Source organism: Streptomyces sp. NPDC056224 (genome assembly GCF_042267665.1).
GTDB lineage: Bacteria > Actinomycetota > Actinomycetes > Streptomycetales > Streptomycetaceae > Streptomyces.
In genome coordinates this window covers 84,847-97,331 of record NZ_JBHJTK010000026.1, presented here as the reverse complement: position 1 = coordinate 97,331, position 12,485 = coordinate 84,847, and the positions used below count along the sequence as shown (strand labels likewise).

General features: G+C 65.5%; 10 protein-coding genes and 3 pseudogenes. 5 read left to right on the top strand and 8 right to left on the bottom strand.

The window, feature by feature from the left end; genetic code table 11:
• Positions 1-199: 199 nt before the first annotated feature.
• A pseudogene (locus tag ACFCZ1_RS26170) lies at positions 200-364 on the top strand (helix-turn-helix domain-containing protein); the annotation flags it as partial.
• Positions 343-741, top strand: a complete 399-nt coding sequence (locus ACFCZ1_RS26165) for a hypothetical protein (RefSeq protein WP_376680700.1) — start codon at positions 343-345, stop codon at positions 739-741. The pseudogene ACFCZ1_RS26170 and the gene ACFCZ1_RS26165, both read left to right, overlap by 22 nt.
• 45 nt (positions 742-786) lie before the next feature.
• Here the strand turns inward: ACFCZ1_RS26165 and ACFCZ1_RS26160 are convergent, their stop codons facing one another.
• The 4 genes from ACFCZ1_RS26160 to ACFCZ1_RS26145 all read right to left on the bottom strand — a co-directional run bounded on the left by ACFCZ1_RS26160 (position 787) and on the right by ACFCZ1_RS26145 (position 8,792).
• Positions 787-2,283, bottom strand: coding sequence for an FAD/NAD(P)-binding protein (locus tag ACFCZ1_RS26160; protein ID WP_376680699.1), 1,497 nt, complete (start codon positions 2,281-2,283; stop codon positions 787-789).
• 995 nt (positions 2,284-3,278) lie between these two features.
• Positions 3,279-4,601 carry an MFS transporter gene (locus ACFCZ1_RS26155; protein ID WP_376680698.1) on the bottom strand — a complete coding sequence of 441 codons (1,323 nt, stop codon included), beginning with the start codon at positions 4,599-4,601 and terminating at the stop codon, positions 3,279-3,281.
• A gap of 620 nt (positions 4,602-5,221) precedes the next feature.
• Positions 5,222-5,470 carry an acyl carrier protein gene (locus tag ACFCZ1_RS26150; protein ID WP_376680697.1) on the bottom strand — a complete coding sequence of 83 codons (249 nt, stop codon included), beginning with the start codon at positions 5,468-5,470 and terminating at the stop codon, positions 5,222-5,224.
• Positions 5,471-5,741: 271 nt separating this feature from the next.
• Positions 5,742-8,792 (bottom strand): AMP-binding protein, encoded by a 3,051-nt coding sequence (locus tag ACFCZ1_RS26145; protein WP_376680696.1) that lies wholly within the window; start codon positions 8,790-8,792, stop codon positions 5,742-5,744.
• A 496-nt stretch (positions 8,793-9,288) separates the two neighbouring features.
• Between ACFCZ1_RS26145 and ACFCZ1_RS26140 the strand changes: the two are divergent.
• Positions 9,289-9,438 (top strand): annotated as a pseudogene (locus tag ACFCZ1_RS26140) (transposase); the annotation flags it as partial.
• 128 nt (positions 9,439-9,566) lie between these two features.
• Here ACFCZ1_RS26140 and ACFCZ1_RS26135 read toward each other — a convergent pair.
• The 4 genes and pseudogenes from ACFCZ1_RS26135 to ACFCZ1_RS26120 form a co-directional block, all read right to left on the bottom strand.
• The gene (locus ACFCZ1_RS26135) at positions 9,567-9,809 is read right to left on the bottom strand and encodes a hypothetical protein (RefSeq protein WP_376680695.1); all 243 of its coding nucleotides are present in this window, start codon (positions 9,807-9,809) and stop codon (positions 9,567-9,569) included.
• 265 nt (positions 9,810-10,074) lie between these two features.
• On the bottom strand, positions 10,075-10,380 hold the full coding sequence (locus ACFCZ1_RS26130; RefSeq protein WP_376680694.1) for a 4a-hydroxytetrahydrobiopterin dehydratase: 306 nt from the start codon (positions 10,378-10,380) through the stop codon (positions 10,075-10,077).
• A gap of 256 nt (positions 10,381-10,636) precedes the next feature.
• Positions 10,637-10,960 carry an acyl carrier protein gene (locus ACFCZ1_RS26125; protein WP_376680693.1) on the bottom strand — a complete coding sequence of 108 codons (324 nt, stop codon included), beginning with the start codon at positions 10,958-10,960 and terminating at the stop codon, positions 10,637-10,639.
• Positions 10,961-11,110: 150 nt separating this feature from the next.
• Positions 11,111-11,290, bottom strand: a pseudogene (locus tag ACFCZ1_RS26120) (ISAzo13 family transposase); the annotation flags it as partial.
• A gap of 136 nt (positions 11,291-11,426) precedes the next feature.
• On the opposite strand from ACFCZ1_RS26120, the gene ACFCZ1_RS26115 reads away from it, so the two are divergent.
• Positions 11,427-11,954 carry a hypothetical protein gene (locus ACFCZ1_RS26115; protein ID WP_376680692.1) on the top strand — a complete coding sequence of 176 codons (528 nt, stop codon included), beginning with the start codon at positions 11,427-11,429 and terminating at the stop codon, positions 11,952-11,954.
• 64 nt (positions 11,955-12,018) lie between these two features.
• Positions 12,019-12,273: a transposase gene (locus tag ACFCZ1_RS26110; RefSeq protein ID WP_376680691.1), complete on the top strand. Its 255-nt coding sequence runs from the start codon at positions 12,019-12,021 to the stop codon at positions 12,271-12,273.
• Positions 12,274-12,485: the final 212 nt, after the last annotated feature.

Below are 12,485 nucleotides of genomic sequence, written 5' to 3'. Positions count from 1 at the left end.
TCACGTCACGGATATAGACCCAGCCCTCAGCACTCCCAGCTCACTCCGCTAACCAAACGGCTGCCAAACACCCCTGTTGGGACAAAACGCTCTTTGAGAGCGCGTTTGAGATTTCGGGAGGGTTCCGGCTGGAGGGGCTGACGCGGATGCCCTCGGCGCGGGCCGGTGCAGCGGGCGCGGACCCCGTTGCTGGCAGCCGGACGGCGTGTCCGACACGGACATCGCCGCCCAGCTGGGGATTTCGCGTCCGACCGTGCTCAAGTGGCGTGAGCGATATGGGACATCGGGCATCGGGTCGCTCGGAGACCTGCCGCGTACGGGCCAGCCAGGACGGTGGGTGAGGTGGCCGCTCGCCTGGGGGTGACGCACTGGCCGTCGCGACTGCTTGGCCGGGAACTGGGGCTGTCCTTCTCGGCTGTTCAAGGTGTGGCGAAGGTCTGCACCCAGCCGCACCGGGTGCAGACCTTCAAGTTCTCCACCGACCCCGAGCTGGAGTCGAAGATCCGCGACATCGTCGGCCTGTGCCCGGCTCCGCCGGAGAAGGCGGTCGTGGTCTGCGTGGACGAGGAGACCCAGATCCAGGCACTGGATCAGACCGCTCTGCCAGCAGTGGATGACATGGGCGTCGTACCCCTCGCATGCGGTGCTGAGGGCGTGCAGGGAAAAACTTGTGGGTTTTGGAACTTGAACGCCCAGGTCAGCGCGCCGCGTGCCCGCATATTGTTCCCCGGCGTGCCCTGAGGCTGGTCCCGGTGGACGTGGGGTCGACGACGATGACGGGGCGGTTCATGCTTCTTGCTTCCTGGTGTGGGAGAGGACGGTGGCCGCGACGTGATCGGCGACCATTTCGACCCGGCGAGTGATCATGCCGAGCGAGCTGGTGTAGTACAGACAACCAGCTGCGAGCTGCCCCAAGGCGAACACCGGGGCGGGCTGGGACGAATCCGCCGGGATCAGCCGGTTGTCGGCGGTGTCGATGGTGAGGCCGCCGAACGGGTCGTACTTTCCCAGGCCTGCCCCGACCACCGAGGCGCACAGTGCGGATGCCGCGGTGGGCGGGGCAGCCTTCTCGCTCTTGGCCGAGTTGATGATCGCGTCCGTTGTGAAGCTCGTGTCCCGGCAGGTGACGGTGAAGCCGTCAGTGGTCGCCGTCACGTCCTCCACGCCGCCGGTCACCCGCAGCTGACCGGCCTCGATGGCCGAGAGCAGCCGGCCGGCGGTGGGCATCGGCATCGGGTGCACAAGGCTCTGGAACACATGGTGGTATTCACGAAGGTACCTGTGGCGCTCCGTGTCCGACCAGCGCGACCACACGAGTTCGATCAGATCGTTCGCGGCGTTGATGAGCAGGGGATGCCACAGTTCTTCGCGTTCGGCCAGGTCCAGATGCCGGGCGAGGCGGTCGGCCGGAGCCTCGGCCGGGTCGGCTTCCTGGCTGAGGATTTCGGGGGCGATGCCGTGCGCCTCCAGCTCGGCGCACATCAGGCGCAGCACCGCGGCGAGCGACAGCCCTTCCGGTGCGGCGGCGGCCTCGAGGACGGCAGCGTCGGTGAGGACGGACGCGGTGAGATCGCGGTAGCGCTGGCGAACGCCGGGCAGCAGGCCGCGCCGCGACACCATAGTGATGGGCCCACGATGGCCCCGGTGGAGCAAGGCCAGCACGATGTCCACCGCGGTCAGGCCCGTCCCGAGCACCGTGACATGCTCGTTGGGGTCGATCGTCTCGACGGTGATCCGCAGCGGATAAGGATCATGGGTGTAGCGCAGGTGACCCGCCAGGCCGTAGAAGTCCGCCGGTGCGGTGGTGCCCACGCACAGAGCCGCACCATCGTATTCCCGCACGCTGCCGTCGGCCGCGGTCAGCCGTACGCGTGCGCCGTCGGTGGCCAGCGACATATGAACGGCGCTCTGGGTGATCACCTCAATGGGCCGGCCGTTGGCATGCCAGGCTTCTTCGAGGTGCCCGAATGAATCGGAAACGTAGTCGCCGAAAAGATGGCGTGGGGCGAAGGAGCCGGAGCGGGCGTGTTTGCGCGCCTGTGGGTCATGATGCCGACTCAGCCATTCCTGAAAATGTCTGGGTTCGTTTCGTCGGATCGACATGAACTCAATCTCCCCATTCAGCAGGGACGAGCTCAGGTCGGGGCGGTAGGCGTTCCCCTGGCCTATTTCTTTCCCCGGTTCATATATGACCAGGTCGAGCTCGTGCGTCAAACCCCGGCGGGCCAGGGCGTCTGCCAGGCTCACGCCCGTGGCGCCACCGCCAATAATTGCGAATTTCACTACGTCCTCTACCTGCCGAGAGAATTCCTGTGGATCTCGCCAGCGTAACTCAATCTCCCCGGAGCGTGTCCGGGGCGGGATTTTGGCAACGTGAGTATTGGCTGCATGCGGCGAGATTTGTCAATCGCTTTCGCGTTCGGATGCCGGATCGCCGCGGGTGCCGGTAGTTCGCAAAACCCGGCGGTAGCGAAGGTTGACGATGCGATGGACTCGCCGTAGGCCGGCAGCGGGAGTCCAACTACCTTGCTGGGGGCTGTAGATGACCTCCCGAGTTCCGTGTCCGCCCGCGCCGGGTCCGTGGGGGCGGTACGCGGCCCGGTTTGACGATGTGTTCGCCACTCTGGCCCAGCGGCGGGGGTCTCGCGCGAGTGCCTTGCCGGGCTGCTCGCGCCATAGGACTGGAACAAGACGATTACGTGTCTGGCCGGGGCAGGACCGGGCGACGGCGCGGGCGGTGCGGCGGTACAGCGGCTGCAGTTCTTCATCTCGGAGTCCACCTAGGACGTCGACCGGCTCAACGACCGGCGCCTGGAACTGCTGGCGGCAGGTGGCAGCCGCTCTTCGCGGACTGGAGACCGCAGTACCGCAGGACTACGTCACGCTCATCGACCGCTGCAGGGAGGCCATTTGGAGTGACTGGCTGCGCTTCCTCACACCGCTCCGCACCTCCGACCGAGAGCAGCGTTTCCTCGTCACCATCGAGGAGGTCCTGGACGGCTACCGGCACACCTCAGGGCCCCCACCCGGACCAGTACCCCCTGGCCGTGTAGCCCGAGCCGGGCGGCTTCCTCCCTTTCGCCAACTCCATGGACGGGGACTACCTCGGCCGACTTGCTGAGGGCGGATGCACCGACAACCCGGCGCCCTCACAACTGAGGGCCTGCCCCGGGCCTCGACCAGGACGACGCCCCCGTGGAGTGCGCCGGATTCTCCGCCTGGGACAGCCACACCTATGGGTGCGCCCGTCCCTCCAGAGGAGTCACACCCAACTCAATCTAGGCATGCTCAACAGGGCGGACATTGCTGGATTCGGTCCTGGCAACCGCCTTGCCAAGCGAGCGTTCGGCGGCGCGTGCCACGGACGGGGTGGCGACGGCTGCAAGGCCGACGATGGCGGCGATGGTGAGCCAGCCCGACATGTGCCAGTTCATAGCAAGATAGGTGTAAGCGGCTGGCGCCCACACGGTACCGATCGTATGGCCGACTTGGTTTACGCCCTGGTATTCGCCGCGCCGAGCGGGATCGGACAAGAGCGCCGTGAATCCCCAGCCCGCCGCAGCCTGGAAGAGCTCGGCACCGGTCAATACGATGTGCGCCAACCAAACCAGAGCGATGGTCAGCCACTCGACGCTGCCATCAGTGAACACGACGATCACGCAGGAGGCGACAAAGCAAGCGGCGCTCCGGTATGTCGCCCGAATCGCCCCCGACAGTGTGTCGGTGCCGCGGGCAGTCATGGTCTGCAGAGCTACCGTCATGAGGGTGTTGGTCGCGAGCAGTCCTGCTAGGAGCACCCGAGGCGCGTTGGTGTCCTCCACCAGCCAGAGCGGAATGACGACGAAGAGGATCACTTGGTTCGTAGACAGCACACCGCCCAGGACGGAGAGGGCGAAAAACGGACGATTGGTCAGCGCGCCACCCCACTTCCGATGCTCGCGCCCTTCCGACTGGGTAGGATCCTGGACGGGGCTAACCGCCTTGGGCAGTCGGAAGATCACCGCTGAATTAATCAGCATCACTACTCCGACGAACAAGGGAAGCATCCGGATGGCCGTCTCGCTTCCCGTTGCTAGGGCCAGGCCGCCAAGTCCCGCGCCGATGGTGAACCCGGCGTTCACTGCACTTCGGTTGTAAGCGAGCCCCGCGATACGCTCCTTGTCGGTGTAGAGGTTGAGCACATACGCGCCATAACCTGCAGAACCGGCGGCGTTGCTCAGCCCGAGGGCTATGACGATCACCAGAAAGCCGGTGAACCCGCGAGCCGCCGGGTAGGCCAGGTAGCAGGCCGCCTCCGTGAGAGACGCCAGAGCCCACACGGTCTTCGGGCCGACCCGGTCAGCGGCCCGGCCCAACGGCACAGCAGCGAGGAAAGCGCCGATTCCGGCAATCGTCAGGCCCAGGCCGACAGCGGCAGCGGAGAGGCCTACAATTTTGGTGAAAAAGACTGCGTTGGTGGTGAGGTAGCTGCCGGTGCCAAGCCCGTAGAGCAGGCCCTGAGCACTGACTCGCCCCGCAGTCGGCGACGGCGGGGCTATTCGCCGGAGCAGGCGAGCGAACGAGCTGCGAGGAGGCGGTATGTCTGAGGTGCATCGAGGCATACGCGTACGGTAACGGAGAGGTTGGTGCGCGTCTCCTGACATGGGACAGGTCTCCGGCGTTGCGAGTGGGCGTCAAGGGCTCGCAGGGAATCAAGTGTTGCTTCCCGTGGACGGGCTCGTTCACGCGGTAGGCGCATATCTGATGAGACCCGAAATCAACTCGTCCTGAAGTTCGTGGTGTTGTTCCCGCATCTGGACGAGCGGTAGCGGCGGCTGATGATGGGGGCCGAGGCTCGGGTCCTGGGGCACGGAGGCAGCCGGTGCCAGCCTCCTCCAGAAAGGTGCCGTAGACGTCCGCGTGCAGCGCGAAGTCGTTTACGCCCAGCACCCGCAGGGTCGCTGCCGCCGGAGGCGGCGAGTGCATCGAATGGGACAGCACGCTCGTCCGCGACAGGGCACTTTCAGGATCTGCAGGGGCCGGGCGCCGCCGCGGCCGGCGAGCAGGACCCCGGCCATCTGCACCAGGTGCTGCAGCAGCGGACTGCGGCGCTGATAGCGCACTGTCAGCCCCTCTCGCACTTCGTCACTCAACAACTCGAAGCGTGGAGAACTGCCGCCCCGGCTGTTCCGGGGAGACCGCAGATCAGCAGGTCGGGTGACAGCCGAGGTGAAACACCAGGCTAAGCCTGGGAGCTGTCGATGAATGCCGCCAGACTCTGCGGCGAGGCGTGCGCGAAGACGTCGCGCAGCCGGACGTCCACACCGAGGACGTCGTAGATCTTGCCGACGATCTGAAGGAGATGCAGGGACGTACCGCCGCTGTCGAGGAGGTCCGAGGTCTCGTCGAGGTCCTCCTCCCCAAGGACTTCGCGCCAGATCTCCGTGAGTGCGGCTGTGCGGTCCGAGACGTTCTGGTATTCGGTCTTCATACTTGGCGGCTCCTTTGATTGTCGTCATCGAAGAGGTCTTCGATGCCCGCTTGCTGATGTCGGGGAAGTAAGAGTCCAGCTCCCGCGTCGCGAAACTCCTCGGCAAGGTCAGGTGCTTGCGCGGAGAGTTCGGCGTAGGTCGGCGTCGTGGATCCTGATGTGAGTGCGACGCCGTCCGGGCAGGTGCAGACATTGGGCATGCGCGGGGCCTCACTCCTCGTTTACTGCGAGGCCCACCGTCCCGGCGAAGCGCTCCGTCAGCTGCCCCTGCTCATACGCCACCTGACCCTCCGCTTCCGCTTTGGCTGCCACTCTCTTCCGTGAGCCGGGCGACCATACGCGCGCTGACGTTCCGGGCCATGCTCTCGGTCACCAGCGCGGTTTCGTAGGTGACCCGCACCGTCGACGCGATGCCGTCGTCCGCGAGCAGTTCGACGAGCAGGGGAGCCTGGAGGCGGATGTACGGCTGCTCGATCCCGTGCACCGCACAGCCGTCGAGCTGGAGCTCAGCGCTGGGCGAGTCCTGCACCGCGCCGATGACTTGATACAACTGCTGCCCTGCTTGCCCGGCGATCCGGGCCACCTCGGCGATGGACAAGTCGCTGTTGCGCAGGCCATCGAGAACTGCGCTCTCGGCCTGGGCTGCGGCATCGTGAGCTGTGGTCTTCCGCACTCTGACGCACATCATGTCGATCAGGCAGGCGATGGTGTCCTGCAGAACCGGGGTGGAACGCTGGTTGATCGGAATGCCGATCGCGACATCCTCGGCACCGGTGACCTCAGACAGCGTGCCGCCAAGCGCGTCGATGAACAGCGGGAGGAGGCCGCCACCGATGGAGTACCGACCCAGGAAGTCCACCTGCTCCGGCGTCAGGGGCACGTCGATCTTCGTCACGCCGGCTTCCGTGCACAGCGCGGGCGTGACCCACGGTGCAGGGTCGACCGGAAGCTCAGCCAGTTCCTTCGCCCAGTAGTCCCGTTGCGCCGCGAGGTCCGCCAAGCCCCGGATCCGCTCCATCTCCGCGTATATCTCCGACGGTGCGGCGACCAGATGCGCGAACCGTGGCTCGCGCCCCTCACACCGCGCGCGGTACGCCTCGGCCAGATCCTCCGCGAAGATCCGCTTGGACCATCCGTCGAACGCGATGTGGTGAACGGACATGCCGAAGATCCATCGCTCGGGCTCCTCGAGCTCGCAGAGCACCGCGCGCCAGACTTCTCCTTCGAACAAGGAGAAGGTCCTGTCGAGTACTGCCTTCAACTGCGGTAGGGCCGTCTCCTCGTCCGGGGCCCTGAGGTGCTCGACCGTGGCCGGGCGGTCGGAGCGATTCCACATGGCCAGGTCCTCGAAGGCGTAACGGCCCTGGAGGTACAGGTGGCGGCGGTGGACGTCTTGCAGCGCCTCAACGAAACGGTCGGTGTCGAGCGCGCCCTCGATGCGCCAGGCCAAGTAGAGGTGATTGTGCGTGTCGTTGCCGTCGAAGTGCGGCAAGAGGAATCCGGCCTGCATCCCAGTCAGCGGTGACGGCGCGGCCGCGTCCGCGCTGTGCGCTGCGTCTGTCCCGTTCGCACCGTCCGGCCTCGCTACGGACTGCTTGGCGATCCAGTCCCGCATCTCGTTGACCGACGGGTGGCTGCGCACGACCGATACCGGAATGCTGAGACCGGTCACCCTGCTCAGGGCCGTGCACAGACGAACCGCGCCCAGCGATGTGCCGCCCAGGTCGAACAGCGAGGCGTCGGGATCCACCTTTGTGCCACCGAGAGCCCGGCTGAACGCGGCTTCGATCGGATCGCTGGAGTTGGCCTCTGCGCGAGCCATGGTCAGCTCTACGACGGCGGAGTGCAGCGCGACCATGTCGAGCTTCGCGTTGCGGGTGAGCGGCAGTGCCGCCACCCGGACGACCGTATCCGGAGCCCACCCCGGAGGCAGGCCCGCCGCCAACGCAGTCCTCAGGCCCTCCTCGTCGAAGTGGTCCCTGGCCGAGACCACAGCGAGGGCGAGTGACTCCGGCCGGCCGGAGAGGCCGAGCATCGGGACCACGGCGCACTGTGCGACTCCGTCGAAAGCGGCTGCTGTTCGCTCGATCTGGCCCGCGTCGATCCGGTGTCCACGGATCTTCAGCTCGCGGTCGCGTCGCCCCGCGTACGTGAACAAACCACTGGCGGTCCTGCTGCCGTAGTCCCCGGTGCGGTACACCCGCAGACGTCGGCCTCCGATGAACACCTCGACGAACTTGGCCGCGGTCAAAGCCTCGTCACCAAGATATCCAGGAGACACTCCGTCGCCTGAGATGCACAGCTCCCCGATCTCGTCCGGGCCGCACTCCCGCTCGCCGTCCAACACGTGCACGCCGGTGCGGGGTATGGGCTGGCCCAGCGGGATGGCGCCGCGGGTGTCGTCGAGCGTTACTCGGTGCATCAAAGCGATGCACGTCGACTCGGCGGGGCCGTAGCCGTTGATGAAGGGGATGTCCGGGTGCGCGGCCAGGAAGCGCCCAACATGCGCGGGGGAGAGAGCTTCGCCGCCGGCCATGGCGACGCGCAGTCCTTCGAACGCGGACACGTCCTCGTCGACCAGAACGTTGAACAGCGAAGAGGTGACGAAGAGGGTGTTCAGGCCGTGGTCTGCGATCTCGTGACGCAGCTCGTCGGGCGTGAGTGCCCGATGCTTCCGGAGCAAGGAGGCGCCTCCGCGCAGGAGCGGGCCCCACACCTCGAACGGAAGCGCGTCCCAGTTCGAGGAGCCCAGGTGCGCCAGCACGGTCTCGCCGTCGATGGAGGCGATGCCCTCCCCGGTGAACATGCGGAGGGTTGCCTCGTGCGTCGAGAGCACCGCCTTCGGCTCGCCGGTGCTGCCCGAAGTGAAGAAGACCGTTGCGACATCGGTGCCTGCAACGGAGACCGTTTTCCAGACGTGGTCCGCAGAGTTCTCAGAAGGCTTGTCGAAGCCGGGCAACTCGATCTCACGCCGGAAGCAGCCGCTGGACCGGCCCGGCGCGGCGACCGCGAGGGCGCCGCCAAGAATCTCGTCGATCCGCCGCAGACGCCGCGCGTTCCACTCCAGATCCATGACCGCGTAAGCGGCGCCGAGCTTCAGCACACCGAGGGCTGCGGCGATTAGTGCAGTTGATGTCTCCATCTGAAGGGGGACGATGCTGCCAGCTCGGACCCCCTCCGCTGCCAGCCACTCGGCGATGGCGTCTGACCAAGCATCGAGCTGACCCCGGCTGACGACCTCATCGCCGTTGATCAGTGCGGGACGCGCAGGATCCGCCTGAGCAAGGTCATACAGAACCATATGGATGGACACGGCGCTCATGACTCAGCCAGCTTCCTTCGTCAAAGTGGAGACAGTTCGTGCACTGAAGCAGCAAATGCGAACGGGTTGGCTACATGCCGGGAGCAAGGGCGCTTCCCTTACACCACTAAGTGACGAATGCAGATGCAACCTAAGTAAGGCACCAGGGCCGCGGCGCCCTTTCGTTCGCCCGCTCTTTCGTCATCCTGCGGTAGCCAAGCTCGTCCGGTCGGCGCTGTGAGCACGACGGAGTGGCTGCAGGCGCCCGATGCAAAGCAGACAATTCGTCAGGGGGTCGGGTTCCTTGGCCCGTCGAGAAACTAATGGCGTACTGCTCCGACGTGCAGCGATACGGTGCAACATCCACCACTTAACTTATCGACGGGCCACTGAGTCTAAGCCAGGTCGTCCTGCGTCGCCCCTGACATATGGCAGTGACCGAGCTGGCACGCCTTGGACCTGTCCCGCGCCTCCGTCGACGGCTCCCACCTGCGGGCTCTGAAGGGCGGACGTCCTCGGCATACCCCTGGCCGCCACCGTGACCGGTGGCAACCGCAACGACGTCACCCAGCTCCTGCCCCTGATCCACGCCGTACCGCCCATTCGCGGCAAGCGCGGACGCCCCTGTCAGTGCCCCGACGTCCTCTACGCCGACCGCGGTTACGACCACAACCTCGTGCAGTTCAGCGGCGCGGCCGCCCCCGATACCTGGACGATCTACCTCGACGAGGGATGGGTCTAGCCAACTCGTTCAGGTCACCTCGCCGACCAGATAAGTGGCGTCACTTCTCACATTCAGATCGCGCCCTTGAGGCCCCTGAACGGAGTCAGAGGTGACCTCCCGCTGGAGTCAGTTATCACTGACACAGCCAATGCGGTGTAGGCCCGATCGAAGTCCCCGGTCCCCTCCAGGCCGGCGCGACGTAGGAACTCAATGAGGTCTCTGTCGTTGTGGGCCAAGCCGAGGATCTGGCCGTGAGCAGTGACTCGCCGGCCGCCGCTGGGGGAGGGCCGGTGCACGACTATCGGGGCTGCCATATCTCCAGGGTGCTGAGGCGGCCTGGAGATGTCATGTTGACCTACTCGCCGTCGAGATGCGCGCGGGCACCGTCACGGCTGCAACGTCAACGACCGCGGTCGGGTTCCTGCCGATGTCCGCTCGCCATACGAGAAGGCCAACGCCTAACCTGTACATAGGAGAAGGTCCAGGCCGAGGATCGTGTCGGCGGCGGCCAGGGCGCGGGGTTCGCCGCTGCGGGTCGCGTCGCACTGCGTGGCTTCCTGGTCGTAGTCGAGCACGCGGTCAGACCGCCGCGTGGGACTCGGACAACTGCTCCACCCGCTCGGCGAGTTGGAAGTCCTTCGCGGTGACGGCGCCGCCCGCTTCGTGCGTGTTCACGGCCAGCGACACCGTGTTGTAGCCCAGGGCCACCTCGGAGTGGTGGTCCAGCTCCTGCTGGATCTGGGCGATGTGGACGACGAGCGCGGTCGCGGCGAAGTGGTCGCCGAGGCGGTAGGTGCGGGTGATTCGGTCGCCGTCGAGGGACCAGCCGGGGAGCTCGGCGAGGCGGTCCTCGATCTCCTTCTGGGAGAGCGTTTCTGTAGGCATGCCTCCAGCGTGCCACCGATGCCGGGTTAAGGTCTCCCCATGACGACTGCGGGCGCGCAAGAACACGTCCGAGATGGGCCGTGTGCTGCGGGGCTGGCGCGAGCAGCGGCGGATCAGCCAGTTACCACGCGTCCGTTGACCACCCTCGGCCTCAACTGACGACTTTGCCGGAGCCCTGGCCGTCGGGCGGAGCTGCACCCCCCCCAAAAAATCGAGGACCCGGCATAGCCCTGACCGCCGATGCGCCGGAATCGCGCTACCGGCCGCCCTGCTCTGCGATCCGCTCGTAGAGCAGGGCCGACTCCACCTCGAGTTCGCGCGGGGACGAGAACTTGAACAGGAGACTCACTGGCGGCCGCCAACCCGAAAGCGACTCGTAGCGCAACAACAGCCTCGGGACCAGCAGCGAATGGCCGCCCGCCTGGAAGAAATTGGTGTCCTCATCGATGTCGGCGGAGTCAAGAACCTCACGAAATACTTGGAGCCAGGCCGATTCGGAAGATTCTGCACTGTCAGGCTGTGGTGTGCCAGGTGTGAACACGAGGTCTCCCAGGTAATGCGAACGATGCTGAGCAGGCATCCTCGAACGGTGGCCGGAGGGGATGGTGGAGCAATCGGGAGCGACCCTTTAGCGGTCAGTCGCCATGAACTGATTGCTGAGGCTATGGCACCGACCGGACGCGTACGTACTGGCACCAGTCAGGGTCTCCTCCTAAGGGCTTGCAGATCATTAACACGTAGTCTTGATCTCGTTGTTGGGTTCGCCGGTCTGGGAGAGGACCCTGGCCTGGAGGGCCGCGAGGGGTTCTGCGGCCAGGGCGGCCCGCACGTGTAGCACGGTGGCCAGGATCTGTTCGGGGAAGCCGAGCCGGGGTGGGCGGCGGCGTCGGGCATGGCCGTCTGAGGCCAAAGCGCCACCAGTTCCAGGCCGCCGCCTGTCACCGCCGCTGGAACGAGGTCACCGCAGCCGCATGACCGGAACAGCTGCCGTGTCTGAAGCCCTATCTCTCTTGAGGGTGGCTGCGGCGGTCTCCTAGAGTGATCGCATGATAAACGATGAATGTGCGACTCGGTCCTCATTTTTCAGTGGCCTGTATCCACTGTCAGCGCCCCGGCCGATGCTGGTGGTCCCGGGTCGGATCTGGTCCGGCGATGAGTGGGCGCGCATTAGAGCTGGGCACGTCTCTAAGGGCAGCGGAGAGAAATGGAACGCATACGTCGAGGGAGACGTTCTGCATCTCCACCGGAGCCAGACCGGTTACGGAATCTACAATGCGTTCTTCGGCCCGACCGAAGGCGGCCAGTGGAAAATAACCCATGCCCTGATAGAGAGCGATGGATCACGCTACCTGCCCCAGACCGACGAATACGACTGCCTGGTACTAGAGCTGGTGATCAGTTCGATCCTGCTCAAAGAACCGTCAGACGAACTACGCTCCGTCCTGACACGTTTGACGCGCGAAGCCGCAGGAGTACCCGACATGCCGTCCGATGTCGTGCAGTACAGCATTCTGGGCGTGCCCCAGTCGCCGTCAACTGCTTACTCTGACGCCGCAACTGCCAGCACTTCGTGATGTTCCTGCGCGCTGACCTTCGCCTCGTAGCGTGGAGTCCGTGACCAGGCGGTAGTTGAGGGTCATGGCACAGAAGCGCCGGAATTTCGATGCGGAGTTTCGCGAGGGGGCGGTGCGGATCGTGAGCGAGACCGGGAAGCCGAGCGCCGAGGTCGCGAAGGATCCGGGGATCAACGAGATGACCATGGCGAGCCGGGTCTCGCGGGCGAAGCGGGACGCGAAGAGCACGCCGGCGGACAAGGTTGCGGTCATCACACGTCTAATGGCGGAAAACACGGCGTTGAAGAAGGACGACAGGGAGCTGAGGGATGGAGCGTGATGTCCTCATCCGAAAATGAATCACTGCGGCGGGCAGAGGGGCGCCCAATTTTGGAATGAAGATCCTTTAAGAAATAGGTGGCGGACATGGAATCTGATGGTCCCCCGAGAGCTGCGTTTCAGGTACCCGTCACACGAGGTGCCTACCGGCGGCGTCATCGGCGCTGCGTGTTGGCGCTCATCGCGACAACTACTTCACTATCTTCTGCGCCA

Bases quoted from the DNA above. Each gene is read 5' to 3' on its own strand.
- ACFCZ1_RS26155 (WP_376680698.1), bottom strand. From the start codon at position 4,601: ATGCCTCGATGCACCTCAGACATACCGCCTCCTCGCAGCTCGTTCGCT.
- ACFCZ1_RS26150 (WP_376680697.1), bottom strand. From the start codon at position 5,470: ATGAAGACCGAATACCAGAACGTCTCGGACCGCACAGCCGCACTCACG.
- ACFCZ1_RS26145 (WP_376680696.1), bottom strand. From the start codon at position 8,792: ATGAGCGCCGTGTCCATCCATATGGTTCTGTATGACCTTGCTCAGGCG.
- ACFCZ1_RS26135 (WP_376680695.1), bottom strand. From the start codon at position 9,809: ATGGCAGCCCCGATAGTCGTGCACCGGCCCTCCCCCAGCGGCGGCCGG.
- ACFCZ1_RS26130 (WP_376680694.1), bottom strand. From the start codon at position 10,380: ATGCCTACAGAAACGCTCTCCCAGAAGGAGATCGAGGACCGCCTCGCC.
- ACFCZ1_RS26125 (WP_376680693.1), bottom strand. From the start codon at position 10,960: ATGCCTGCTCAGCATCGTTCGCATTACCTGGGAGACCTCGTGTTCACA.
- ACFCZ1_RS26115 (WP_376680692.1), top strand. From the start codon at position 11,427: ATGATAAACGATGAATGTGCGACTCGGTCCTCATTTTTCAGTGGCCTG.
- ACFCZ1_RS26110 (WP_376680691.1), top strand. From the start codon at position 12,019: ATGGCACAGAAGCGCCGGAATTTCGATGCGGAGTTTCGCGAGGGGGCG.